General features: G+C 71.7%; 24 protein-coding genes. 12 read left to right on the plus strand and 12 right to left on the minus strand.

Annotated elements, in window-relative coordinates:
- Nucleotides 1-18: 18 nt before the first annotated feature.
- The 9 genes from G3T37_RS13035 to G3T37_RS13075 are packed head-to-tail and all read right to left on the minus strand — an operon-like array spanning nt 19 to nt 7,848.
- On the minus strand, nt 19-1,206 hold the full coding sequence (locus tag G3T37_RS13035; protein ID WP_163474325.1) for a 4-hydroxybenzoate 3-monooxygenase: 1,188 nt from the start codon (nt 1,204-1,206) through the stop codon (nt 19-21).
- On the minus strand, nt 1,203-1,619 hold the full coding sequence (pcaC, locus tag G3T37_RS13040) for a 4-carboxymuconolactone decarboxylase (protein ID WP_163474326.1): 417 nt from the start codon (nt 1,617-1,619) through the stop codon (nt 1,203-1,205). The genes G3T37_RS13035 and pcaC overlap by 4 nt, the downstream gene beginning before the upstream one ends.
- On the minus strand, nt 1,616-2,398 hold the full coding sequence (locus tag G3T37_RS13045; protein WP_163474327.1) for an alpha/beta fold hydrolase: 783 nt from the start codon (nt 2,396-2,398) through the stop codon (nt 1,616-1,618). Before G3T37_RS13045 ends, pcaC begins: the two co-directional genes overlap by 4 nt.
- The gene (locus G3T37_RS13050; RefSeq protein ID WP_241732429.1) at nt 2,395-3,762 is read right to left on the minus strand and encodes a lyase family protein; all 1,368 of its coding nucleotides are present in this window, start codon (nt 3,760-3,762) and stop codon (nt 2,395-2,397) included. Before G3T37_RS13050 ends, G3T37_RS13045 begins: the two co-directional genes overlap by 4 nt.
- A complete protein-coding gene (pcaG, locus tag G3T37_RS13055) occupies nt 3,749-4,303 on the minus strand; it encodes a protocatechuate 3,4-dioxygenase subunit alpha (protein WP_163474328.1) in 555 nt (184 codons plus the stop codon). The genes G3T37_RS13050 and pcaG overlap by 14 nt, the downstream gene beginning before the upstream one ends.
- Nucleotides 4,300-5,070: a protocatechuate 3,4-dioxygenase subunit beta gene (pcaH, locus tag G3T37_RS13060; RefSeq protein ID WP_174247787.1), complete on the minus strand. Its 771-nt coding sequence runs from the start codon at nt 5,068-5,070 to the stop codon at nt 4,300-4,302. The genes pcaG and pcaH overlap by 4 nt, the downstream gene beginning before the upstream one ends.
- A gap of 49 nt (nt 5,071-5,119) precedes the next feature.
- Entirely contained in the window at nt 5,120-5,878 is a 759-nt protein-coding gene (locus G3T37_RS13065) for an IclR family transcriptional regulator (protein WP_338401263.1), read from the minus strand.
- Between the two features lie 9 nt (nt 5,879-5,887).
- Nucleotides 5,888-6,676 carry an IclR family transcriptional regulator domain-containing protein gene (locus G3T37_RS13070; RefSeq protein ID WP_163474457.1) on the minus strand — a complete coding sequence of 263 codons (789 nt, stop codon included), beginning with the start codon at nt 6,674-6,676 and terminating at the stop codon, nt 5,888-5,890.
- Nucleotides 6,676-7,848, minus strand: coding sequence for a thiolase family protein (locus G3T37_RS13075; RefSeq protein ID WP_163474329.1), 1,173 nt, complete (start codon nt 7,846-7,848; stop codon nt 6,676-6,678). The genes G3T37_RS13070 and G3T37_RS13075 overlap by 1 nt, the downstream gene beginning before the upstream one ends.
- 116 nt (nt 7,849-7,964) lie before the next feature.
- Here G3T37_RS13075 and G3T37_RS13080 point away from each other — a divergent pair, with 116 nt between their 5' ends.
- The 3 genes from G3T37_RS13080 (at nt 7,965) to G3T37_RS13090 (ending at nt 10,933) form a co-directional block, all read left to right on the plus strand.
- Entirely contained in the window at nt 7,965-8,747 is a 783-nt protein-coding gene (locus G3T37_RS13080; RefSeq protein WP_163474330.1) for a CoA transferase subunit A, read from the plus strand.
- Nucleotides 8,747-9,382 (plus strand): 3-oxoacid CoA-transferase subunit B, encoded by a 636-nt coding sequence (locus G3T37_RS13085; RefSeq protein ID WP_163474331.1) that lies wholly within the window; start codon nt 8,747-8,749, stop codon nt 9,380-9,382. The genes G3T37_RS13080 and G3T37_RS13085 overlap by 1 nt, the downstream gene beginning before the upstream one ends.
- A 96-nt stretch (nt 9,383-9,478) precedes the next feature.
- Nucleotides 9,479-10,933 carry an aldehyde dehydrogenase family protein gene (locus G3T37_RS13090; RefSeq protein WP_163474332.1) on the plus strand — a complete coding sequence of 485 codons (1,455 nt, stop codon included), beginning with the start codon at nt 9,479-9,481 and terminating at the stop codon, nt 10,931-10,933.
- A gap of 12 nt (nt 10,934-10,945) precedes the next feature.
- Here the strand turns inward: G3T37_RS13090 and G3T37_RS13095 are convergent, their stop codons facing one another.
- Both G3T37_RS13095 and fdhD read right to left on the minus strand, forming a co-directional pair.
- Nucleotides 10,946-13,240, minus strand: coding sequence for an FdhF/YdeP family oxidoreductase (locus tag G3T37_RS13095; RefSeq protein ID WP_163474333.1), 2,295 nt, complete (start codon nt 13,238-13,240; stop codon nt 10,946-10,948).
- Nucleotides 13,237-14,118 (minus strand): formate dehydrogenase accessory sulfurtransferase FdhD, encoded by an 882-nt coding sequence (gene fdhD / locus G3T37_RS13100; RefSeq protein ID WP_163474334.1) that lies wholly within the window; start codon nt 14,116-14,118, stop codon nt 13,237-13,239. The genes G3T37_RS13095 and fdhD overlap by 4 nt, the downstream gene beginning before the upstream one ends.
- Before the next feature lie 106 nt (nt 14,119-14,224).
- Between fdhD and G3T37_RS13105 the strand changes: the two genes are divergently transcribed.
- From G3T37_RS13105 to G3T37_RS13120, 4 genes are all read left to right on the plus strand, one after another.
- Entirely contained in the window at nt 14,225-14,533 is a 309-nt protein-coding gene (locus G3T37_RS13105; protein WP_206673837.1) for a DUF6457 domain-containing protein, read from the plus strand.
- Nucleotides 14,530-15,693, plus strand: coding sequence for a molybdopterin-binding protein (locus G3T37_RS15355; RefSeq protein WP_163474335.1), 1,164 nt, complete (start codon nt 14,530-14,532; stop codon nt 15,691-15,693). The genes G3T37_RS13105 and G3T37_RS15355 overlap by 4 nt, the downstream gene beginning before the upstream one ends.
- Before the next feature lie 90 nt (nt 15,694-15,783).
- Nucleotides 15,784-16,833, plus strand: coding sequence for a LacI family DNA-binding transcriptional regulator (locus tag G3T37_RS13115; protein WP_163474336.1), 1,050 nt, complete (start codon nt 15,784-15,786; stop codon nt 16,831-16,833).
- Nucleotides 16,834-16,920: 87 nt separating this feature from the next.
- Complete coding sequence (locus G3T37_RS13120) at nt 16,921-17,430, plus strand: DUF6069 family protein (RefSeq protein ID WP_163474337.1); 510 nt, start codon at nt 16,921-16,923, stop codon at nt 17,428-17,430.
- Here G3T37_RS13120 and G3T37_RS13125 read toward each other — a convergent pair.
- Nucleotides 17,357-17,668 carry a hypothetical protein gene (locus G3T37_RS13125; RefSeq protein WP_163474338.1) on the minus strand — a complete coding sequence of 104 codons (312 nt, stop codon included), beginning with the start codon at nt 17,666-17,668 and terminating at the stop codon, nt 17,357-17,359. The genes G3T37_RS13120 and G3T37_RS13125 overlap by 74 nt on opposite strands.
- Nucleotides 17,669-17,705: 37 nt before the next feature.
- Here G3T37_RS13125 and G3T37_RS13130 point away from each other — a divergent pair, with 37 nt between their 5' ends.
- From G3T37_RS13130 to G3T37_RS13150, 5 genes are all read left to right on the plus strand, one after another.
- The gene (locus G3T37_RS13130) at nt 17,706-18,725 is read left to right on the plus strand and encodes a LacI family DNA-binding transcriptional regulator (RefSeq protein ID WP_163474339.1); all 1,020 of its coding nucleotides are present in this window, start codon (nt 17,706-17,708) and stop codon (nt 18,723-18,725) included.
- Nucleotides 18,726-18,827: 102 nt separating this feature from the next.
- Nucleotides 18,828-20,135 (plus strand): sugar ABC transporter substrate-binding protein, encoded by a 1,308-nt coding sequence (locus G3T37_RS13135; RefSeq protein WP_163474340.1) that lies wholly within the window; start codon nt 18,828-18,830, stop codon nt 20,133-20,135.
- Nucleotides 20,136-20,201: 66 nt separating this feature from the next.
- The gene (locus G3T37_RS13140; protein WP_163474341.1) at nt 20,202-21,125 is read left to right on the plus strand and encodes a carbohydrate ABC transporter permease; all 924 of its coding nucleotides are present in this window, start codon (nt 20,202-20,204) and stop codon (nt 21,123-21,125) included.
- On the plus strand, nt 21,122-21,979 hold the full coding sequence (locus G3T37_RS13145; RefSeq protein ID WP_163474342.1) for a carbohydrate ABC transporter permease: 858 nt from the start codon (nt 21,122-21,124) through the stop codon (nt 21,977-21,979). Before G3T37_RS13140 ends, G3T37_RS13145 begins: the two co-directional genes overlap by 4 nt.
- Nucleotides 21,976-23,313 (plus strand): glycoside hydrolase family 32 protein, encoded by a 1,338-nt coding sequence (locus tag G3T37_RS13150; protein WP_163474343.1) that lies wholly within the window; start codon nt 21,976-21,978, stop codon nt 23,311-23,313. Before G3T37_RS13145 ends, G3T37_RS13150 begins: the two co-directional genes overlap by 4 nt.
- Nucleotides 23,314-23,319: the final 6 nt, after the last annotated feature.

The raw sequence follows: 23,319 nt of genomic DNA on the forward strand, positions 1-23,319 counted from the left end.
AATAATTGAAAGCGGACTTCACAGAGTGAAAGTGAGGGGCCACCCGGTGTACGCCTCGGCGAGGAAGGTGCTGCCCGCGCGGGAGCCGGCGACCGAGCGGAGCTCGCCGAAGCGGCGCTGGCGGTCGAACGCGCTCTCCTCCGGCGTCGCGTGCAGCATCGATGTCATCCACCAGGAGAAGTGCTGTGCGCGCCAGATGCGCTCGGAGGCCGCCGCGGCGTAGCCGTCGAGCAGCCCGCGCCCGCCGCCCGCCGCCTGCTCGCGGAGCGCGGCGTGCAGCAGCACCACGTCGGCGACGGCGAGGTTCATGCCCTTGGCGCCGGTCGGGGGCACGGTGTGCGCGGCGTCGCCCAGGAGGAAGACGTTGCCGCGCGAGAGCCCCCGCGCGACGAAACTGCGGAACCGCAGCACGTCACGCTGGAAGATCCGACCCTCGATGAGCCGGGTGCCGCCCACGCGGCGCTGCAGGCCGTCCCAGATCTCGGCGTCGCTCATCGTGGTGTGGTCGAGCTCCGGGTCGCACTGCAGGTACATGCGCTGCACGGTCTCGCTGCGCTGGCTGATGAGCGCGAAGCCCTCGTCGGAGGCGCTGTAGATGAGTTCGGGTGCGCTCGGCGGGGCCTCGCACAGGATGCCCAACCAGGCGAACGGGTACTCGCGGAAGTACCCCGGCGCATCCGTCCCGTTGATCGCCTTGCGCACCACGCTGCGGGAGCCGTCGGCGCCCACCAGCACGTCGGCGGTGATCTCGAACGGAGCACCGTCGGCGTCAGTTCCCACGACCACCGGGGTGGCGGAGTCGGCGTCGCGAACGGCGGTGGCCGACCATCCGAATCGCACCTCGCCGCCGTCGGCGCTTCGTCGGGCGAGCAGGTCGCGGAGCACCTCGTGCTGCGGGTACAGCCAGACCGCGCGACCGGTGAGCTCGGTGAGGTCGATGCGGTGGGCCGCGTCGTCGAAGTGCAGGTCGATGCCCTCGTGGCGGTGGCCGTCGACCAGCACGCGCTCGGACGCGCCCGAGGCGACGAGCAGATCGACGGTGCCCTGTTCGAGGATTCCCGCGCGAATGGTCGACTCGATCTCGTCGCGACTGCGGTTGTCGATGACGATCGACTCGATGCCGTCGCGGTGGAGCAGGTGGGAGAGGAGGAGGCCGGCCGGCCCCGCTCCGACGATCGCGACGCGCGTTCGAAGCCGCGTGGTCACGGTGCCTCCTCGGCGAGCACCTCGCGGGCGATGCCGAAGGCGTGATTGGCGGCGGGCACCCCCGCGTAGATGGCGGACTGCAGCAGCACCTCGATGATCTCGTCGTCGCCGAGACCGTTGCGGCGAGCGGCGCGCAGGTGCATGGGCAGCTCGTCCCAGCTGCCCAGCGCGATGAGACTGCTGATGACGGCGATGCTGCGATCGCGCCGGGCGAGCCCCGGGCGGGCCCAGATCTCGCCCCACGCGTAGCGCGTGATCAGGTTCTGGAACTCGCTCGTCACCGGCGTCGTCGCCGCGATCGCGCGATCGACGTGGGCGTCGCCGAGCACCTCGCGCCGCACGGCGAGGCCCGCATCGTAGCGGTCGTCGTCGTGGCGGGGGGCGTCTCGGCCCGGATCGGTGGGGTCGGTCATCCGTGCTCCTCGAAGAAGGCGGTCAGCAGTTCGGTCACCGCGGCGGGCTGCTCGGCGGGGGCGAGGTGGCCCGCCTCCGGGAGGCCGGCGAGTCGGCCGTGCGGCACCCCGCTTGCGATTTCGGCGGCCGAGGCCTGGGGGGTGACCGCGTCGTGGCCGCCCCACACCGCGAGCACCGGGGTCGCGATCTCGGCCAGACGCGCGCGGACGTCGTACCCGGCGAGGGCCTCGCAGCACAGGGCGTAGCTCTCGTCATCGGCGTCGCGCAGCGAGTGCAGCAAGCGGCCGGAGAGATCGGGGTCGCGCGCCATCGAGCCCGGGGCGAACCAGCGCTCGGCGCTCGCGACGACGAGCGAGGCGGTGCCCGTGCTGCGGGCCGCCCGGGCGCGCTCCCTCCAGCCCTCCGGCGAACCGATCACGGCGCCCGAGCAGAGGATCGCGGCGGCCCTCACGAGCCCTGGTCGCGCGAGCAGGAGTTCGAGCCCGACCGCGCCGCCCATCGAGACGCCCGCGAACAGGATGCCCGGCTCATCCGCGCCCGCCTCCTCGGCGAGCGCGGCGACCGCGAGCGCCAGCTCCGCCATCGTGAACGGGGCGGTGGCGGCGGGAGAGCGCCCGTGCCCGGGCAGGTCCCAGCGCACGACGCGGTAGCGCTCGCTCAAGCGGGTGGCGGCGGGCTCCCAGACGAGGGTGGAGGTGCCGAGCGAGGGTCCGAGCAGCAGGAGCGAGGCATCCGCGGGGCCGACCGGCGCGGTCGCGCTGATCGCGGGAATCGTCACGAACGGTGTCCCAGCGCGAGCAGGGCGGCGTCGATGATCGAGTCCGATTCGCCGAGATAGCGGGCGGGGTCGAGCAGATCCGCGACCGTCGCCTCGTCCACCGCGCCCGTGGCGAGCAGGAGCGCGGCGAGATCCTCGCCCGCGGTCGCGCGATCGAGGAGCCGGGTCACGACCGCGGCGCCGAGCACCGGCGACAGGGCGAGCGCGACGCGCTCGGCGAGCAGCAGCGCACCGCCCGCGTCGAGGGTGGCGCGCATGCGGCCGGTATCGACGCGCAGGCCCGCGACCAGCTCGGCGGCGGTCGCCGCGGTGCCGAGCGCGAGCCGCAGCAGCTCGCGCAGTGCCGGCCATTCCGCGTGCCACGGGCCGTCGGGGCGCTGGTCCGTGGCCAGGGCGGCGCTACGGTGCAGCTCGGCGGCGAGTGCCGGAGCGCGCTGGCCGGCCGAACGGATCAGGATGCTCTGCACCGGGTTCTGCTTCTGCGGCATCGTCGACGAGCCGCCCCCGACGCCCTCGGCGAGTTCGGCGATCTCGCTGCGGGCCAGCGTCGCGACCGAGGTCGCGATCTGGCTGAGCGCGTCGACCACGGAGGCGAGCGCGTCGCCGAGCCGGGTGACCGGCGCGCGGCGGGTGTGCCAGGGCGCCAGCGGGGCCTGGAGGCCGAGTTCGGCGGCGAAGCGGGCGGGGAGCTCGCGGGCGGCCGCGCTCCCACCGATCTCGCGGAACGCGGCGAGCGTTCCCGATGCACCGCCGAGCTGGGCGGGGAGCGCGGCGCCGCGGCCCACGCCGGTGCCGGTGCCGGTGGCGGGCAGCCCGCTGCGGGCATCCCGAACCGCGAGCGCCCAGCCCGCCGCGACGAGACCGAAGGTGGTCGGGGTGCTCTGCTGGGTGAGGGTGCGCGCCGCCATGAGGGTGCCGCGGTGGGTGTCGGCGAGCGCGGCGAGAGTCCGCTCGACCTCGCTGAGGGAGGTGTCGATGGCGGCCACCGCGCGGCTCGCCACGAGCATGAGGGCGGTGTCGACGATGTCCTGGCTGGTCGCGCCCCGGTGCACCCAGCGCGAGGCGGTCAGGTCGCCGACGTCGACGAGCGCCCGCAGCTCGGCGACGAGCGGGATCACCGGGTTGCCGCTCGCGACCGCCCGCCGGGCGAGCTCCGCGGGGTCGGGCCGGTAGCCCGCGAGCACGATCTCGATGACCTCGGCCGCCTCCGCGGGGGTGATTCCGACCGCGGTGGACGCGCGCACGAGGGCGAGCTCGGCCTCGACCATCGCCCGCGCGATCGCGGCGTCCGAGACGAGCGCGTCGCGCCCGGCCGTGATCGGCGAGAGCAGGCCGACATCGAGCGCCGCGTCATCGGTAGGCAAGGAACACCGTCTCTCCCTCGCCCTGCAGGCGGATGTCGTGGCGCAGCCAGCCCTCGGCGGTGCGCTCGGCGACGAGGGTCGCCCGTTCCGTCGGTGCGAGGCTCGACAGCAGGGGGTCGGCGACGAGCGCCGTCGTGTCGTCGGGCAGGTAGATGCGCGTGTGCAGCTTGTCCTGCAGGCCGCGGGCGAAGACGATCGCCGCGATGAACGGGGCAGCACCGGGTCGTGCTCCGGGGGTGAGGGTCCAGAACCGGTAGGCGCCCTCCGCGTCGGTCGCCGCGCGCCCGAACCCGGTGAAGTGCAGGCCGTCACGGCGGAGCGAGCCCGTGGCGCGCGGGGCCGAGCCGCGCGGGTCGGTCTGCCAGATCTCGAGCTGGGCATCCGGCACCGGCGCACCGTCGCCGTCGAGCACCCGCCCGAACAGCGCGATCGCGCCCGGGCTGTGCGGCGTGACGAGCTCGGGGCCGCCGGGGTAGGGCATCCCGTAGCCGAAGAACGGGCCCACCGTCTGGCCGGGGGTGGGGGCGAGTCGCGCGCTCATGCCTCGCCGCCCTCCGGTTCGAACCAGGTCGCCTGCGGCCCGGTCAGGATGATGTCCCAACGATAACCCAGCGCCCATTCCGGGCTCGTGAGCTCGTGGTCGTAGCTCGACACCAGCCGGTCGCGCGCGGACTGCTCGGGGATCGACTGGTAGATCGGATCGAGGGCGAAGAGCGGGTCGCCGGGGAAGTACATCTGCGTCACGATGCGCTGCGTGAAGGCGTTGCCGAAGAGCGAGAAGTGGATGTGCGCCGGGCGCCAGGCGTTGGCGTGGTTGCGCCACGGGTAGGCGCCGGGCTTGATCGTGGTGAAGCGGTACGCGCCGTCGTCATCGGTGAGGCAGCGCCCCGCCCCGGTGAAGTTGGGGTCGAGCGGCGCCGGGTGCTGGTCGCGCTGGTGGATGTAGCGACCGCCCGCGTTCGCCTGCCAGATCTCGACGAGCTGGCCGCGCACGGGGTGCCCGAGGTCGTCGAGGACGCGTCCCGAGACGACGATCCGCTGCCCGAGCGGCTCGCCGCTGTGCTGGATGGTGAGGTCGGCCTCGAGTTCGCCGACGTCGCGCTGACCGAACGCGGGGGAGACGAGCTCGATCGTCTCCGGGTCGACGAGCTTCGGATTCTTGGTGGGGTGGCGGAGGATGCTCGAACGGTACGGGGCGAAGTCGAGCAGCGGGCCGGTCGCGCGCGGGGCGCCGCCGGCGACGGCGGCCTCGTACTCGGCGTGGCGGGCCGCGATCTCGGCGGACAGCGCTGTCTGGGTGTCGGTCACGGCCTCAGCGTCGCAGAGCGGATGCCCTGCCTCCAGCACTTCGTCCCACTCAGTGGGCAGCCAGCGCAGCCCCGATCGCCGCGGCGGTCCGCACCACGAGCGGCGCGATGCGCCCCTCGTCCGCCCGCCCGATGTGGGTGACGACGCCGAGCGCGGCCGGGGGCAGCCCCGCGACGACCGGGAGCGCGGCGGCGATCGACACATTGCCGAGCGTCATCTCCTGCCGCGTCGTGGCGTAGCCGCGCGAACGGGTGCGCTCGATCTCGGCGCGCAGCGGCGCCTCCTCGGTCAGCGAGAAGGTGGTCTCGCGCTCGCGGGGGATCAGGAAGTAGCGGGCCAGCCACTCCTCGTCGCGGCCGGCGAGCAGAGCCCGGCCGACCCCCGTCGTGTGCAGCGGCAGGCGGCCGCCCATGCGCGTCACGGTCGGGATCGAGCTCGTGCCGGTGACGCGCGCGACGTACAGCGCGTCGGTGCCCGCGAGCACCGCGAGGTGCACGTTCTCGCCGGTCGCCTCGTAGAGCGTCTGCAAGTGGGGAAGGGCGCGTTCGCGCATCCGCAGGCTGAGCGGGGCGAGCTCGCCGAGCTCCCAGAGGCCCGAACCGAGCGTCACCGTGCCGTCCGGCAGGCGGTCGAGCATGCCCAGAGCGACCAGCTCCGCAACGAGGCGGTGCGCCGTCGACCGGGCGAGCCCCGCGCGGCGGCCCAGTTCAAGCGGGGTGAGCGGGTCGTCATCCTCGGTGAAGGCGCGCAGGAGTCCGAGCGCGCGGCCCAGCACGGTGGCGCCCGGGGTCGAGGTGCGTCCCGCCACGGCGCGGCCTCAGCGCGGCTGTCCGGGGCGGAGGGCGCCCAGCGGGGTGTGCGGGCGTGCCTGCGCGACCGCGGTGTCGATCGCGGCGGCCGTCTCCAGCACCGCGGGCAGGAACTCCGTTCGAATGCGCTCGAGGCTCGCCGTCGCGGTCGTCGTCGACACGTTGATCGCGGCGACCACCCGCCCGTCGGCACCGTGGATGGGCGCGGCCACCGAGCGCAGACCGCGCTCGAGCTCCTGGTCGACGATCGCCCAGCCCTGTGCGCGGACGGTCTCGAGCACCTCGCGGCGGTCATCCGGCCAGGCGGACTCGGGGCCCGCCGCCAGCAGCACGCGCCCCATCGAGGTGATCGCGGCGGGGAAGCGGGTGCCGATCGTGATCGCGACGTTCATGATGCGGCGGGTGGGAACGCGCGCGACGTAGACGATCGCGTCGCCGTCGAGCACTGAGAGCGAGGTCGACTCCTCGAGCCGATGCGAGAGCTGTTCGAGGAACGGTTCGGCGAGCTCCGGAAGGCTGAGGCCCGCCAGGTAGCGATAGCCGATCTCGAGGATCCGCGGCGTGAGCCGGAACAGTCGTCCGTCGCTCGCGACGTAGCCGAGCTCGGTCAGCGTGAGCAGGAAGCGACGCGCGGTCGCCCGGTTCAGCCCGGTGCGCGCGGCCACCTCCGAGAGGGTCAGCTGGGGGTGCTCGGCGTCGAAGGAGCGCACCACGTCGAGTCCACGGGCGAGCGACTGCACGAACTGGCCGCTCGCCTCGGGGGCGGCCGCCTCCGATTCCGCGGCCCGGGGTTCCATCACGCCTCCAACACTACGGCGAGCCCCTGCCCCACTCCGATGCAGATCGCGGCGACACCGACCCCGCCCCCGCGGCGACGCAGCTCGTGGGCGAGGTGACCGATGATCCGGCCGCCCGACGCCCCGAGCGGATGACCGATCGCGATCGCCCCGCCGTGCACGTTGACCTTCGCCGGGTCGAGCTCCGGCCAGAGCCGCAGGCAGGCCAGCGACTGCGCGGCGAAGGCCTCGTTGAGCTCGACGAGGTCCACCTCGGCCCAGCTGCGCCCGGCGCGGGCGAGGGCGCGGTTCGCCGCCTCAACCGGGGCGATGCCGAAGATGTCGGGGTCGTTGCCCGCGACCCCGCGGCCGGTGATCCGCGCGAGCGGCTCGGCGTCGATCGGCGGGCGCTCCCCGCCGATGAGGAGCAGCGAGGCGCCATCGTTGAGGGGCGAGGAGTTGCCCGCGGTCACGGTGCCGTCCGGGCGGAAGGCGGGCGCGAGCGGGGCGAGCGACTCGACCGAGGCATCGGCCCGGATCCCCTCGTCGCGGGTGAGGGTCGTGCCGGGCACGGGGACCACCTCGTCGTCGTACACGCCGGCGTCCCACGCGGCGGCGGCCGCCCGGTGACTGCGCGAGGCGAAGGCGTCCTGCTCCTCGCGCGAGATGGCGAAGCGGTCGGCGAGGATCTCGGCGGTCTCGCCGAGGGCGACCGTCCAGCGGTCGGGCATGGCGGGGTTGGTCATCCGCCAGCCGAGGGTCGTGGAGTGCATGGTGGCGGGCGCGGGGGAGTAGGGGCGCTCGGGCTTGAGGGTGACCCATGGGGCCCGGCTCATCGACTCGACGCCCCCCGCGAGTACGAGTTCGGCGTCACCGCTCTCGATCGCCCGGCTGGCCTGGATCACGCTCTCGACGCTCGACCCGCACAGCCGGTTGACGGTCACGCCGGGCACCGTCGTGGGCAGCCCGGCGAGCAGCGCCGCCATGCGTGCGACGTTGCGGTTGTCCTCCCCGGCCTGGTTCGCGTCGCCGAGGATCACGTCGTCGATCGCGGCGGGGTCGAGCCCGGGGTGGCGCGCGAGCAGCGCGCGCACGGTGTGGGCGGCGAGGTCGTCGGGGCGGATTCCGGCGAGGCCCTTGCCCAGGCGGCCGAAGGGGGTGCGGATGGCGTCGTAGACGAAGCTCGCGGTCATGGCTGTTCTCCTGTGAACGGATGCGCGCCCCGGCGACCGGTTGTGCGCATCGTGAACCGATGTTCTAATAGTGATCGTACCGCTCGCCCGTGACCGTTCCAATGGAGGACCGCCGAATGGACAAGACTTTCGCCTCGGCGGCCGCCGCGGTCGCCGACATCCCGCGCGGTGCGACGCTCACCGTGGGCGGCTTCGGCCTCGTCGGCGTACCGATCGTGCTGATCCGCGCTCTGCTCGAGCAGGGCGCGAGCGAGCTCGAGGTCGTCTCCAACAACTGCGGTGTCGACGGCTGGGGGCTCGGGGTGCTGCTCTCCTCGGGGCGGATCCGCCGCATCATCGCCTCCTACATCGGTGAGAATCGCGAGTTCGCCCGCCAGTATCTCGGCGGCGAGGTGGAGGTGGAACTGACGCCCCAGGGCACGCTCGCCGAGCGGATGCGCGCGGGGGGAACGGGCATCCCCGCGTTCTTCACCCCGGCCGGGGTGGGCACGGTGGTCTCCGAGGGCGGAATGCCGTGGCGCTACTCGCCCGACGGCTCGGTCGCGATCGTCTCGCCCCCCAAGCCGACCCAGCGCTTCGACTCGCTCGGCGAATCCCGCGAGTACGTGCTGGAGCACGCCATCCGCTCCGACTTCGGGCTCGTGCGGGCCGCCCGCGGCGATCGCCACGGCAACCTCGTCTTCGAGAAGTCGGCGCGCAACTTCAACCCGCTCGCGGCGATGGCCGCGCGCGTCACGATCGCCGAGGTCGACGAGCTGGTCGAGCCCGGGGAGTTGGATCCCGACGAGGTGCACCTGCCCGGAATCTACGTCGACCGGGTGATCCAGCTGACGCCGGAGCAGTCGGCCGAGCGACCCATCGAGAAGACGACCGTGCGGTCACGGGAAGGAGCGCGCTGATGCCCTGGACGCGCGATGAACTGGCCGCCCGCGCCGCGGCCGAACTCGTCGATGGCAGCTACGTCAACCTCGGGATCGGCCTGCCGACGCTGATCCCCAACCACCTCCCGAGCGACATCACGGTCGTGCTGCACTCGGAGAACGGCATCCTCGGCGTCGGCCCCTACCCCTGGGAGGGCGAGGAGGATCCGGCCCTCATCAACGCGGGCAAGGAGACGGTCACCGTGCTCGCCGGCGCCTCCTACTTCGACTCCGCGGCCAGCTTCGGGATGATCCGCGGCGGTCGCATCGCCACCGCGGTGCTCGGCGCCATGCAGGTCTCCGAGCGCGGAGACATCGCCAACTGGACCGTGCCCGGCAAGCTCATCAAGGGCATGGGCGGTGCGATGGACCTCGTCTCCGGCGCCGACCGCGTCATCGTCGTCATGGAGCACGTCGCCAAGGACGGCTCGGCGAAACTGGTCGCCGAGTGCACGCTCCCGCTCACCGGCAGGGGCTGCGTCGACCGGATCATCACCGACCTCGGCGTGATCGACGTGACCCCGGCGGGCCTCGCGCTCGTCGAGCTGGCCCCCGGTGTCAGCGCTGACGAGATCGTCGCCGCGACCGCTGCGCCGCTGGCCCTCGCGCCCTGATGACCTCGCCCCGCACGCGAGCGACGGCCGTGTTAGCGTGCGAGAGCGATCCACTCGATGCGCACCGACGCGCACGGCCGAGAAGGCGAGACAACGATGACGTTCTTCGATTCCGCACTCTGGGAGGGCAGGACCTACCTCGGCGGCTGGTCTGAAACGGGGATGACCACCCCCGTGGTCTCGCCCGCCACCGGTGCCACGCTCGCGAGCTACGCGACCGCGGCCCCGGCCGACGTCGAGCGCGCCACGACCCTCGCGGTCGCGGCCCAGCGGGACTGGGCCGAGCGCGCTCCCGACGACCGCGCGGCGATCCTGCGTCGCGCCGGCCAGCTCATCGACGAGAGAGCCGATACGCTCGCCCACTGGCTGGTGAACGAGGCCGGCTCGGGCCAGGGCAAGGCGGCCTTCGAGGCCGGGCTGGTCTCGGCCGAGTTCTTCCAGGCCTCCGCCACCGCGATGATGCCGTACGGCCAGCTGCTGCGCACCGCGCGACCGCGACTGAGCCTGGCGCGGCGTCGGCCCGTGGGCGTCGTGGGGGTCATCTCGCCGTTCAACTTTCCGAGCATCCTGACCGCGCGCTCGATCGCCCCGGCCCTCGCCCTCGGCAACGCCGTGGTGCTCAAGCCGGATCCGCGCACGACCGTCTCGGGCGGCCTGTTCTTCGCGGCGGTCCTCGAGGAGGCGGGGCTGCCCGCGGGAGTGTTCGCGGTGGTGCCGGGCGGGGCCGAGGTGGGGTCGGCGCTCGTCGACGAGCCGCGCATCCCGGTCATCTCCTTCACCGGGTCGACGCCGGCCGGCCGCGCGATCGGCGCCCGTGCGGGCGAGCTGCTCAAGCGGGTGCACCTGGAGCTCGGCGGCAACAACGCGCTCGTCGTGCTCGGCGACGTGGATGTCGCGGCGGCGGCCTCGGCGGGGGCGTGGGGATCGTTCCTGCATCAGGGCCAGATCTGCATGACGACGGGGCGGCACCTCGTGCACAGCGACGTGTACGACGAGTACGTGGCGATCCTCGCCGAGAAGGCTCGCGCGCTCGTCGCGGGCGACCCGGCGACGGGGGCGCCCCTCGGCCCGATCATCGACGCCCGCCAGCGCGACCGGGTGCACTCCGTCGTGACCCGCAGCCTCGACGCCGGGGCGACGCTGGAGGCGGGCGGAACCTTCGAGGAGCTGTTCTACCAGCCGACCGTGCTCTCGGGCGTCACCCCCGATCACGCCGCCTTCGCGGAGGAGATCTTCGGCCCGGTCGCTCCGGTCACGCGGTTCTCGACGATCGATGAGGCGGTCGAGCTCGTCGGCCGAAGCGAGTACGGGCTGTCACTGGGCATTCTCGCCGGGGACGCCTACCGCGCCTTCGAGCTCGCCGACCGCATGCCCACCGGGATCGTGCACATCAACGACCAGACCGTCGACGATGAGGCGCAGGCACCGTTCGGCGGCGTGGGCGCCTCGGGCACCGGCGCGCGCTTCGGCGGCCACGAGGCCAACATCGAGGCCTTCACCGAGACGCAGTGGGTCACCGTGCAGGCCGACATCGCGCGCTACCCGTTCTGACGCGGGCTCGGCTCAGGCGCGCACGGGCTCTAGTCGCACGATGACCGCCTTCGACACCGGGGTGTTGCTGCCGATCGCGGTGCTCGCGAGCGGAACGAGCACGTTGGCCTCCGGGAAGTAGGCGGCCGCGCATCCCCGTGCCGTGGGGTACGAGACGACTCGCTGACCTGCGAGCACCCGGTCGGCTTCGCCGGGCCACTCGCTGTGGATGTCGACGCGATCGCCGTCGGCGATGCCGAGCTCGGCCAGGTCATCCGGGTTCACGAAGACGACGTCGCGCCCGCCGTGAATGCCCCGGTAGCGGTCGTTGAGGCTGTACATGGTCGTGTTGAACTGGTCGTGCGAGCGCATCGTCTGCAGAATGAGCCGGCCCTCGGGGCGGATGATCGCCTCCAGCTCGTTCACCGTGATGATCGCCTTGCCGGTCGCCGTGGGGAAGGTGCGCGAATCGCGAGGGCCGTTCGGCAGCACGAAGCCGCCCTTGCGGCGCACCTGCGTGTTGAAGTTCTCGAAGCCCGGCACGACGCGCGAGATGGAGTCGCGGATCGTGTCGTAGTCGCGCTCGAACCCCGCCCAGTCGATCGGCCCGTCGTCGCCGAGTACGGCGCGCGCGAGTCGCGAGATGATCGCGACCTCGGAGAGGAGGGTCGGGGCGACGGGCGGCACCGCCCCGTGGGTCGCGTGCACCGCGCAGACGGTGTCCTCCACGGAGAGGAACTGCGGTCCCGACTCCTGCAGGTCGACCTCGGTGCGCCCGAGGGTGGGCAGGATGATCGCCGCCGCCCCCGTCACCACGTGCGAGCGGTTGAGCTTGGTCGACACCTGCACGGTCAGCTCGGTGCCGCGCATGGCGGCCTCCGCCGCCCGGGTGTCCGACATCGCGGCGACCAGGTTGCCGCCGACCGCGAACCAGACCTTGATCTCGCCGCGCTGCAGCGCCTCGATCGCGTGGACGGCGTCGACACCGTGCTCGCGCGGCGGCTCGAAGTGGAACTCCTGGGCAAGGGCATCCAGAAAGCTGTCCGGCATCTGCTCCCAGATGCCCATCGTGCGGTCGCCCTGCACGTTGCTGTGGCCGCGGATGGGGGAGGCGCCCGCACCGGGCTTGCCGATGTTGCCGCGCAGCAGCAGCAGGTTGATGATCTCTTTGATCGTGTCGACGCCCTTGCGGTGCTGGGTGATGCCCATCGCCCAGGTCACGATGACGCGGTCGCTCGAGAGGTAGCGCTCGGCGAGCTCGTCGATCTCCGCGCTGCTGAGCCCCGTCGCGGCGAGCACCTCCGCCTCGTCGAGCTCGCGCAGATGCTCGCGGAACTCGGCGAGCCCCTGGGTGTGCTCGCCGAGGAAGGCGTGGTCGAGCACGGTTCCCGGAGCGCGGTCCTCCGCCTCGAGCACGCGCTTCGAGACGGCCTGCAGCAGCGCCATGTCGCCCCCGCTGCGGATCTGCAGGAACTGGTCGGCGATCACCGTGCCGCGCCCCAGGAGCCCCCGCGCGGTCTGCGGGTTCTTGTAGCGCTTGAGACCGGCCTCGGGCAGCGGGTTCACGGCCACGATGTGGGCGCCCTTGCGCTTCGCATCCTCCAGAGCGGTGAGCATGCGGGGGTGGTTGGTGCCCGGGTTCTGGCCCATCACGATGATGAGGTCGGTCTCCTCGAAGTCGTCGTAGGCGATCGTCGACTTGCCGATGCCGACCGTCTCGCTCATCGCCGTGCCGGTCGACTCGTGGCACATGTTCGAGCAGTCCGGCAGGTTGTTGGTGCCGAAGGCGCGCACGAACAGCTGGTAGAGGAACGCCGTCTCGTTGGCGGTGCGGCCGCTCGTGTAGAAGGCGGCCTGGTCGGGCGAGTCGAGGCCGCGCAGGCGGTCGGCGATGAGCCGGAACGCCTCCGCCCACTCGATGGGAACGTAGTGGTCGCTGCCGGCCGGCTTGTAGACGGGCTCCACGAGGCGCCCCTGCATTCCGAGCCAGTACTCCGACTTGTCTTCGAGATCGCTGACCGGATGCTCGGCCCAGAACGAGCTCGGCACCGTGAGCGGTGTCGCCTCCCAGGTGACCGCGCGTGCCCCGTTCTCGCAGAACTCGGCGACCTTCCGGCGGTCCGGGTCGGGCCAGGCGCAGCTCATGCAGTCAAAGCCGTCCTTCTGGTTGATCGCCGTGAGCAGCGTCGCGGTGCGCGCGGGCCCCATGTCCTCGAGGGCGACCTTCATGGTGTTGGCGATCGCGGGCAGGCCGACCGCCCACTGCTCGGGCGGGCGGACGGTCATCCCGTCGTAGGAGGGGTCGGTGACGGGCGGGGTGCGGGTCATGAGATGGCCACCTTCGAGGAGTGGGGGCGTTCGCCCGCGGGGGAGGGTTCGGCGGAGATGCGGTCGGGGCGGGAGTAGACGACCATCGAGCTGCCGCGCAGGAAGCCGACCAGGGTGATGCCCACCTCGGTGGCGAGCTCCGCGGCGAGCGAGGAGGGTGCGGAGACGGCGGCGAGCATCGGGATCCCGGCCATCAGCGCCTTCTGGGTCAGTTCGAACGATGACCGTCCCGACACCATGAGCACTGTGCCCCGCAGCGGCAGCCGGCCCTCGGTGAGCGCCCAGCCGATCACCTTGTCGACGGCGTTGTGCCGCCCCACGTCCTCGCGGAGCACGAGCAACTCGCCGGTGCGCCCGTCGAAGAGCCCGGCGGCGTGCAGGCCACCCGTCTTCTCGAAGACCTCCTGCTGCGCGCGAAGGCGATCGGGCAGCCCGGCCAGGAGCTCGGCGGTGACGACGAGGTCGTCGTCGGCGACCCTCCAGTGCGAGTGGGTTCGCACCGAGTCGATGCTCGCCTTGCCGCACAGCCCGCACGAGGAGGTCGTGTAGAAGTTGCGTTCGAGACTCGGGTCGGGCGCGGGAACGCCCCGCCCGAGCGTGACGTCGACCACGTTGTAGGTGTTCAGCCCCTCCTCCGTCGCGCCCGCGCAGTAGCGCGCCGTGCGGAAGTGCTCGGCCGCGCTGATCACGCCCTCCGACACCAAGAATCCGGCGGCGAGTTCGAAATCGTGGCCGGGGGTGCGCATGGTGATCGCCAGCGAGGTGCCGCCCACCCGGATCTCCAGCGGCTCTTCGGCCGCGAGCAGATCCTCGCCCGGCCGCGCCCCGGTCTCGGTCGACACCCGCGTCACTCGTCGTCGAATCGCGATTCGTTGCATACCAGTCATCACAACACACGCGCCGCCGAATCCCTAGGGTGGCGTGACGCGCGCCGCGGCGGCTGGCACCATGGACGGTGGACGCGTGACGAAGCGAGGAGCGACCATGACCGACGACACCCCCAGCCCTGACCCCGCTACCGCGCCCGCGCCCGACGATCACGGCGCTCTGCTGCGCTCCTGGACCGACGCCCTCCTCGCCGAGCTCGATCTCGCGGGCACCGAGGTCGACATCGACGCGGTGCTGGGCCTCGCCGGGGTGGTGGCGCGCGGCGTCGTGCGCCCGGCGGCCCCGCTGACCGCGTTCCTCGTGGGACTCGCGGTCGGTCGCGCGGGAGCAGACGCACCGGAGGCCTTCGAGCGGGCCGCACACCGGGCACGGGCGCTCGCCGCGACCGGCGACTTCGCCGCGTGAGGCGCCCGGACTGGTCATCCGCCCGTCGTCTCGCCTTCGACGCCACCGCGAGCCTGCCCGCCGCGGAGGTGGCCCTCGCGGAGGCGATCGGCCAGCGGCTCGCCGCCCCGCTCGTCGCGCTCTGCGCGCTGCCGCACTACGCCTCCTCCGCGATGGACGGCTGGGCGGTCGCGGGCCCGCCGCCCTGGCGGATCACGGATGACCTCCCCCTCGCCCCCGGACTCTGCCGGCCCATCGTCACCGGCGCCGCGATCCCCACGGGCACGACCGCCGTCCTGCGCAGCGAGCACGCGGCGGTTCTCGGCGACCGGCTCGACGTCACCGGCGACGCCCGACCCGATGAGCCGCGCCCGGGCGAGCACGTCCGCCAGCCCGCCACCGAGGCCGCGCTCGGCGAGCGGCTGATCGACGCCGGAACCCTGCTGACCCCCGCGCACCTCGCGCTCGCCGCCTCCGCCGGCCACGACACGCTGTCGGTCGTGCGCCGACCACGGGTGGCTCTCGTGCTCACTGGTGACGAGGTCGTGCCCTCGGGCATCCCGCCGGCGGGCCGCGTGCGCGACAGCTTCGGGCCGGTGCTCCCGGCGCTGCTCGCCTCGCTCGGAGCGATCACTGCGGGCGTCGTGCACCTGCGCGACGATCCCGCCGCGCTGCGCGCCGCCCTGCTCGACACCGCGTCCGGCGCGGAACTGCTCGTGTCTACGGGCGGAACCGGCGACTCCTCGGCCGACCACCTGCGCGCGGTGCTGAGCGAGCTGGGTGCCGTGCTGCTGGTCGACGGCGTGCGGATGCGGCCGGGTGGGCCGAGCATCCTCGCCCGCCTGCCCGACGGCAGGCTCGTGCTGGGCCTGCCCGGCAACCCGCTCGCCGCCATGATGGGGATCCTCACCCTGGGCGTACCGCTGCTGGCGCGGATGACCGGCGGCCCGTTCCCCGAGGCCGCCACCGTCACCGCGGCCGAGCCGCTGCCCGGCCGTGCGGACACCTCGTTCCTCGTGCCCTACCGCCTCACCGGCGCCGGCGCCGGGGCCGTCGCCACCGACCACCGCGGGGCCGCCATGATGCGCGGGCTCGCCGCCGCGGACGGGGTGCTGGTCTGCCCGCCGTCGGGGCTCGAGCCGGGGCAGGCCGCGGCGTCGATCGGGCTGCCGTGGCGGTGACGCGCCGGTAGAATCGACTCCACACCACACTCACCGCGCGAGGCGCCCGCTTCCGCGGGTCAGCGCGTACGGGAAGAGCTCAGGATTCCGATGACCGGTCGTCCCCCTTCCCGCGCGACGATCTTCGACGTCGCGGCCCGCGCGGGGGTGTCGATCGGCACGGTGTCGAACGCGCTCAACCGCCCGGAGGCGGTGCGCCCGGAGACGCGCGAGCGCATCCTCGACGCCGTTCGCGACCTCGGCTTCCGTCCGAACTCCGCGGCGAAGGCGATGGCGACCGGCCAGTCCGCCTCGATCGGCCTCGTGCTGCCCGATCTCCACAACTCGCTCTACGTCGACATCGTGCGCGGGGCGGAGGAGGAGATCTCCCGCTTCAAGCATCACCTGCTGATCATGAACAGCGACGTCTCGCAGGAGAAGCAGGTCGCCAACCTCGGCGTGCTCACCTCCGCCGGCGCGCGCGCGGTGATGCTGTCGCCGCACAACGGCGACCTGACCGGCATGGCCGAGACGGTGCGCGACGGCAGTCACGTGGTGCTCGTCGACTTCCCGGCCGACGAGTCGCTCGCCTGCTCGGTGAGCGTCGACGAACGGCTCGGCGGCTACCTGGCGGCCCGGCACCTGATCGAGCAGGGCTATCGGCGCATCGCCTACGTCGGCCCCGCTACCACGTGGTACGCGGTGGGAGCCCGCTGGGAGGGCATCGAGCGGGCGGCACGCGAGACCGCGGGGGTCGAGATCGAGAGCGTCGAGACGCCCACGCTCACCTTCCCGGACGGCTTCGACGCCGGTCAGGCGCTCGCCCACCGGCCGGAGGGCGAGAGGCCGGACGCCATCATCGCCGCGATCGACCTCATCGCGGTCGGCTGCGTCGCCGGCCTCCTCGAGGGCGGCGGACTCCGGGTGCCCGACGACGTCGCGATCATCGGCTTCGACGACAACTACTACGCGGCGCAGATCGGCATTCCGATCTCCACGATCGCCAAGCCGGGGTTCCGCATGGGAACCGAGGCGGCGCGCGTGATCCGGCGGGAGGTCGACGAGGGGCCGGAGCATCGGCACGAGGCGGTCATCCTCGCCCCCGAACTGATCGTGCGGAGCAGCAGCGCCCCGCGTGCGACCGCGGAGGGTGCGCGCTAGCGAGTTCGGCGAGTTCCTGTAAGGATTTCGACCCGGCAGCCCGCCACCACACGACTTCGCTCAGGCGCCGAAAACTACGCTGGCAGGATGACCGACCAGCCGCACGCCGCCCCGACCCCGCTGTCGCGCACCCCCCTCCAGGCCCTCGGCCTCGACTTCCCGGGTGCCCCGAACCAGCCGTCCGCGCTGCGCATCCTCGTCGCCACGATCGTCGCGGTCGGCGGATCCCTGCTCGCCTGCGCGCTGCTCGCCGCGCTCGGAGTCGTGCTGTTCCCCTCGACGCGCGGCTACGAGCACTACGGCTTCTCCGACTACGGCAAGCTCACCATCATCGGCGTGGTGGTCGCCGCGCTGGCGTGGCCGATCGTGACGCGCGTCAGCAGCCGGGCCCGACTGCTGTACTTCTGGCTCGCGGTGATCGTGACGGTCGTGAGCTTCGCGCCCGACGCCTGGATCCTGTACCAGGGGCAGCCCGCCGGGGGAGTGTTCATCCTCGCCCTCATGCACATCGCGCTCGCCGTGATCACCTACCCGGCGCTCGTGCTGATCGCGCCGCCGCGGGGTGCCGTGCGAGCGACCACGCCACGGCGGTCATGATCGCGAGAATGAGCGCGAGCGCGTTCTGCCCCCACCAGCCCGCCGCGGGCAGCGTCACCAGCCCGAGCAGCACGAGGTGCAGCAGGTAGAGCGCGAGCGCGTTCTGCCCCCACCAGCAGGGCGGTCCCGCGAGCACCGCGCAGCCGAGCGCGAGCACGCCCGCGACAAGGGTCGCCCCCGCGCTCGGCGCACCCTCGATATCGCCCCGAAAAAGTATTGCGTCAATCGTTAGACGCAACTATATTCGGCACATCAATCGATTGACGGAGAAGACGATGACGACTTTGAAGGACGTGGGGCGCCGCGCCGGCGTGTCCGCCTCCACCGTGTCGCTCGTGCTGAACGGGCGCGACGCGGGCCGGGTCCAGCCGTCGATCAGCGCCCGGGTGCGGCTCGCCGCCCGCGAGCTCGGCTACGCGCCGAATCTCGTCGCGCGAAGCCTGCGCACCAATCAGAGTCACACGATCGGACTGCTCTCCGACCAGGTCGCGAGCACCCCCTTCGCCGGCCAGATGCTCCAGGGCGCGCAGCAGACGGCGTGGGAGGCCGGCTATCTGCTCCTCCTCATCGACACCGCGGGTAACGCCGACCTCGAGAAGCCCGCGATCCAGGCGCTCGCCCAGCGCAACATCGACGCGCTCATCTACGCCTCCACCTACCACCGCGAGGTCGCCCTGCCCGAGGTGCCCTCCGGCACCCCGTTCCTCCTCCTCGACGGACGCCCCGCGGGCGATGCTCACGTCGACTGGGTGGCGCCCGACGAGGTCGCCGGCGCCGCCGCGGCGGTCGAGCACTTCGTCTCGCGCGGCCACCGCCGCATCGGGTTCATCAACTCCGGCGAATCGATCCCCGCGGCCCGGGGGCGCCTCGAGGGCTACTTCTCGGCCCTGCGGGCGGCGGGCATCGAACCGGATGACCGGCTCATCTCGACCCTGACGGATCGGTCGATCGCCGCGACCGAGGTCTCGGCGGCGGCGCTGCTCGACCTCCCCGACCGACCCACCGCGATCTTCTGCTTCAACGACCGCGTCGCGGCCGGGCTGTATCGAGAGGCGGCGCGACGCGGCCTCAGCATCCCCCGGGACCTGTCGATCATCGGGTTCGACGACGATCAGTCCGTCATCGAACACCTCACGCCCTCGCTCACGACCGTCCAGCTGCCCCACCGGGCGATGGGCGTGTGGGCCGTCGAGCGACTGCTGGACGGCCTGCGCACCGAGGGCGACTCGACCCCTGAGGGCTTCCTCATGCCGTGTCGCCTGATCGTGCGCGACTCCGTCGCACCACCGAGCTGAAGAATTCCGGCGCACCACCCCGCACCGCAGCAACGAAGCGGGGTGGCACACACGGCCGGAACCGCAAGAGAAACATTCCACTCACTCAAGAACGGAACATCAATGAAGATACCAACAATGGCCCTGGCCGCGGTCGCGATGCTGTCGCTGGCCGGCCTCACCGGCTGCGCCGCCGGTGGGACGACCACGGCATCGTCGACGGGATGCGATGGCAAGCTCCCCTCCGGAACGACCGATATCAGCGTGTGGTACCACAACGGCGAAGCACCCGACGTCGCCGCGATGACCCAGCTGGCAGCATCCTTCAATGCCTCGCAGAAGAAGGTGCACGTCACGCTCAAGGTGATTCCCGACATGACCGCCTCGGTCAAGGGCGCCGCTGCCTCGAAGCAGCTCCCGGATGTGCTCGACACCGACTCCGCGAACGCGGCCAACGAGGCCTGGAGCGGCTACCTCCGCCCGCTCGACTCGTGCATCCCCGCCTCGCTGAAGGCCGACCTCCTGCCCAGCATCGTCTCCGGCGGAACCTACGCCGGCCACCAGTACGCGGTCGGCCTGGTCGACTCGGGTATGGCGATGTACGCCTACAAGTCCGACCTCGTGAAGGCCGGGGTGCGGATCCCGACGGGTCTCTCCGACGCGTGGACCGCATCCGAGTTCACCGACGCGCTCGCGAAGCTCCGTGCGGCGGGCCACAAGCAGCCGCTCGACCTCTGGAAGACGTCGCCGTGCGCGTACTGCACGGAGACCTACCTGTGGTCATCCGGTGGCGACCTCGTCGACCGTAAGACGTACAAGACGGCGAGCGGATTCATCAACTCGCCCGACGCGGTCACCGGGCTCACCACCTTCCAGTCGTGGTTCAAGGACGGCTACGTCGACGACAACAGCGACGGCGCCGCCTTCCTCAACCACCGGGTCTCCCTGTCGTGGAACGGCTTCTGGCAGTACAAGCCGTTCGCGGCCGCCGCGGGCTCCGACCTGCTCGTGCTCCCGATGCCGAACATGGGCAAGGGTGCGACGAACACCCAGGGCAGCTGGCAGTGGACGATGACCAAGTCGTCGAAGGACCCCGACGCGCTCTGGGCCTGGATCGCCTACACGCTCGAGCCGCAGAACGTCGCGGCGATCGCGACCTCCAACTCGGGTGTTCCGTCGCGCAAGTCGGTCCTCGCGACCAGCGCCCTGTACGGGTCGAACGGTCCGCTCGCGCTGATCGGTGATGGTCTGGCGGCGGGGAAGACGGTCGCCCGGCCGATGACGCCGGGGTACCCCGCGATGGACGCGGCCTACGCCACCGCGATCACCGACATCATCGCCGGGAAGGACGTCAAGACGGCGCTCGACACGGCGGCCGACGCCATCAACTCGGATCTCAAGCAGAACGAGTACTACCCGACCCCCAAGTAAGCCATCCGTCAGTTCGGTGTGGGGTCGCTCCGGGAGCGACCCCACACCCTCGAGAGAGCCCCATCAATGACGACACACGACCTGACGAGGGCGGTGCGGCCGCGGCCCATCAGAACCGGCGGGGGAGCGGCCCTCGCCGCCTGGCTGTTCAACGCGCCGGCCCTCGTGCTTCTGCTGATCTTCCTCGCAGTGCCATTCGGCCTCGCGATCTTCTTCTCCTTCACCAACTTCAGGCTGGGCTCGCCCCTGCCGCTCCGCTTCGTCGGGGTGGAGAACTACACGAGCCTCTTCTCCGACGCCGAGTTCCTCCAGGCCTTCGCCAACAACGTGATCTTCGCGGTGGTCGTCGTCCCCGTGCAGTGCGCGCTCGCCCTCGGCCTCGCCATCCTCGTCAATCAGAAGATCCGCGGCATCGCCTTCTTCCGGGCCCTCTTCTTCATGCCGGTCGTGCTGGGCGGTGCGGTCGTCTCGACCATCTGGTTCATCCTCATGGACCCGAGCTACGGCCTCCTCAACGGTCTACTGCGCGCGGCGACGTTCGGGCAGCTGCACCTGCGCTGGTTGCAGGATCCGAACACGGCGCTCGCCTCGATCATCGTGATCTGCATCTGGGGCTCGGTCGGCTTTCAGATGGTCATCCTGCTCGCCGGCCTGCAGGACATCCCCTCGGATCTGTACGAGGCCGCGCAGCTCGACGGAGCCGGCACCTGGGCGCAGTTCCGGTCGATCACGCTCCCCGGTCTGCGCAACACGATCGTCTTCGTCGTCACGATGACCACGATCTTCGCCTTCCGGCTGTTCGATCAGGTCTTCGTGCTGACCCACGGCGGTCCGCTCGGATCCACCAACACGATGCTGCTCGAACTCGTCAAGGTCGGCTACGACCAGCAGCTCATCGGGCGTGCGTGCGCGATCGCCGTCGTGTTCTTCCTCGCGGTCGTCGCCTTCACGCTGCTGCAGAGACGCGTCATCAAGGAGGACGAGTCATGACCGTGATCGCCCGCAGCAGTCGGCGAGCGCGCGCCCGCCGAGCGCGCGTCGGAACCTGGGTGCTGCTCATCCTGATCGGCATCGTGTTCGCGGCCCCGCTGCTGTTTCTCATCGTGGGCGCCTTCAAACCCGGAACGCTCGTGCTCACCGAGGCGAGTTCGTGGAGGGCCTTCTGGCCGAGCCACGCCTCCCTGAACAACTTCGCGACGGCGATCACGCGTTCGCAGCTGTTCACGCTCCTGCTCAACACGATCATCGTGACCGGCACGATCGTTCTCTCAGGGCTCGTCATCAACAGCCTGATCGGCTACGCGCTCGCGCGCTTCCGGTTTCGGGGACGACGCTTCCTGTTGCTGCTGATCGTGGCGCTCGCCGTGGTGCCCTTCCAGGCGATCGCGATTCCGACGCTCCTCGAGATGTCGCAGTGGGGGCTGCGAAACACCTACCCCGGTCTGATCCTGCCGATGATCGCGAACGCCTTCTACATCTATCTCTTCTATTCGTTCTTCCTCGCGATGCCGGTCGAGTTGGAGGAGGCGGCCCGGGTGGATGGCGCGGGGCCGCTGCGCGTGTTCCGATCCATCGCCGTCCCGCTCGCGGGACCCGCCTTCGCAACGGTCGCGATCCTGTCGTTCATGAGCTCCTGGGGAGAGCTCCTGTGGCCGTCGCTCATGACCGACGACATCACGGTGCGCACGATCCAGCTCGGCATCAGCGTCATCCGCTCCTCGCCGCCCATCAACCAGGGCGTGGTGCTCGCCTCCGTGCTGCTCGCCGCCCTCCCCGTGATGGTCGTCTTCATCGTTCTGCAACGTCGCTTCATCGAGAGCGCGGCTCGGAGCGGGATCAAGTGACCGACGGCCAGCTCGCGCGCTCCACGCACGCCCACCGACCCGCCCTGCACTTCACCGCCCCGAAGAACTGGATGAACGACCCCAACGGTTTGATCCAGTGGGGGAGCGAGTTCCACCTCTTCTATCAGCACAATCCGCACGCTCCCGAGTGGGCGCGTCCCTACTGGGGCCACGCGGTGAGTGACGACTTGCACTCGTGGCGCGACCTGCCGATCGCGCTCGAGCCCGACAGCGAGTTCGACCGGGCCGGGTGCTACTCGGGCTGCTGCGTCGACGACGACGGCATCCCCACGATCATCTACACCGGCGTCGTGGCGGAGGAGGGCCGCGAGGGTCTCGTCGAACGCGTGCTCAGCGCCACGAGCACAGACGGTCTCGTCACCTGGGTCAAGTCGCCGACCCCGCTCATCGCGGGTCCGCCCGACGAGATCGACGCGGTGGGGTTCCGCGATCCCTTCGTGTGGCGCGACGCCGACGGCACCTGGCACCTCATTCTCGGCTGCGGCAGCAGAACGAGGGGCGGAATGGTGCTCCACTACGTCTCGCGTGATCTCCGCAGCTGGGAGTACCGCGGTGTGCTGCTGGAGCAGTCCGACATCGCCGACACCGCGCTCGTCGCGGCGACCGTCTGGGAGTGCCCCCAGCTCGTTCGACTCGGTGGCCGCGACATCGTCATCGTCTCGGTGCTCACGAGCGCGCCGAGCCACGTGGTCATGATCGAGGGTGAACTGCGCGGTGACCGCTTCATTCCGAGCGCCGCCGATCGCATGGATGGCGGAAGCAGCTTCTACGCCCCGCACGTCACCCGACTCGCCGACGGTCGCTGGGCCGCGCTCGGATGGTTGCAGGAGTCGACGTCGCGCGATCCCTCGGACTGGGCGGGCACGCTGTCGCTGCCCCGCGAGCTGCTGATGTCAGACGGCGTGGTCGTGCAGCGCCCTCTGCACGAGTTCGCCCGCCTGCGGGGCACTCGCACCGACGCGCTCATGCCCGTCGCGCCGGGACAGCCCGCGACACCCCTCATCTCGCACGCGGCACCCTTCGAGGTGCGAATCCGAGGGCCGGTCCAGGCGCGACACCAGCTCTCGATCGGCACGCCCCAAGGAGTGGTGGTGCTGCCCGGTCTCGACGGTCCCGGCGCACCGCACGACGACCGCCCCCTCGACGTCACCATCGTCGTGGATCGGTTCATCACCGAGGTGTTCAGCGAGGGACGACCGGTGATGACCACGCGGGCGGACGGTCGATCGACGGCCGGTCATCCGCTCGAGCTGGGCACCACGGGCGACGGCTTCGCGGTCCTCGTCTCGTGGTGGCCGCTGACGCCGGCCTGAGGTTGG

The organism is Galbitalea soli (assembly GCF_010686725.1).
Classification (GTDB): Bacteria; Actinomycetota; Actinomycetes; order Actinomycetales; family Microbacteriaceae; genus Galbitalea; species Galbitalea soli.

What these genes read in the sequence shown, in the direction of transcription:
- pcaC (WP_163474326.1), bottom strand. Translation starts at nt 1,619, where the DNA reads ATGACCGACCCCACCGATCCGGGCCGAGACGCCCCCCGCCACGACGAC.
- pcaG (WP_163474328.1), bottom strand. Translation starts at nt 4,303, where the DNA reads ATGAGCGCGCGACTCGCCCCCACCCCCGGCCAGACGGTGGGCCCGTTC.
- G3T37_RS13070 (WP_163474457.1), bottom strand. Translation starts at nt 6,676, where the DNA reads ATGGAACCCCGGGCCGCGGAATCGGAGGCGGCCGCCCCCGAGGCGAGC.
- G3T37_RS13075 (WP_163474329.1), bottom strand. Translation starts at nt 7,848, where the DNA reads ATGACCGCGAGCTTCGTCTACGACGCCATCCGCACCCCCTTCGGCCGC.
- G3T37_RS13080 (WP_163474330.1), top strand. Translation starts at nt 7,965, where the DNA reads ATGGACAAGACTTTCGCCTCGGCGGCCGCCGCGGTCGCCGACATCCCG.
- G3T37_RS13085 (WP_163474331.1), top strand. Translation starts at nt 8,747, where the DNA reads ATGCCCTGGACGCGCGATGAACTGGCCGCCCGCGCCGCGGCCGAACTC.
- G3T37_RS13090 (WP_163474332.1), top strand. Translation starts at nt 9,479, where the DNA reads ATGACGTTCTTCGATTCCGCACTCTGGGAGGGCAGGACCTACCTCGGC.
- G3T37_RS13095 (WP_163474333.1), bottom strand. Translation starts at nt 13,240, where the DNA reads ATGACCCGCACCCCGCCCGTCACCGACCCCTCCTACGACGGGATGACC.
- fdhD (WP_163474334.1), bottom strand. Translation starts at nt 14,118, where the DNA reads ATGCAACGAATCGCGATTCGACGACGAGTGACGCGGGTGTCGACCGAG.
- G3T37_RS13105 (WP_206673837.1), top strand. Translation starts at nt 14,225, where the DNA reads ATGACCGACGACACCCCCAGCCCTGACCCCGCTACCGCGCCCGCGCCC.
- G3T37_RS13115 (WP_163474336.1), top strand. Translation starts at nt 15,784, where the DNA reads ATGACCGGTCGTCCCCCTTCCCGCGCGACGATCTTCGACGTCGCGGCC.
- G3T37_RS13120 (WP_163474337.1), top strand. Translation starts at nt 16,921, where the DNA reads ATGACCGACCAGCCGCACGCCGCCCCGACCCCGCTGTCGCGCACCCCC.
- G3T37_RS13130 (WP_163474339.1), top strand. Translation starts at nt 17,706, where the DNA reads ATGACGACTTTGAAGGACGTGGGGCGCCGCGCCGGCGTGTCCGCCTCC.
- G3T37_RS13135 (WP_163474340.1), top strand. Translation starts at nt 18,828, where the DNA reads ATGAAGATACCAACAATGGCCCTGGCCGCGGTCGCGATGCTGTCGCTG.
- G3T37_RS13140 (WP_163474341.1), top strand. Translation starts at nt 20,202, where the DNA reads ATGACGACACACGACCTGACGAGGGCGGTGCGGCCGCGGCCCATCAGA.
- G3T37_RS13145 (WP_163474342.1), top strand. Translation starts at nt 21,122, where the DNA reads ATGACCGTGATCGCCCGCAGCAGTCGGCGAGCGCGCGCCCGCCGAGCG.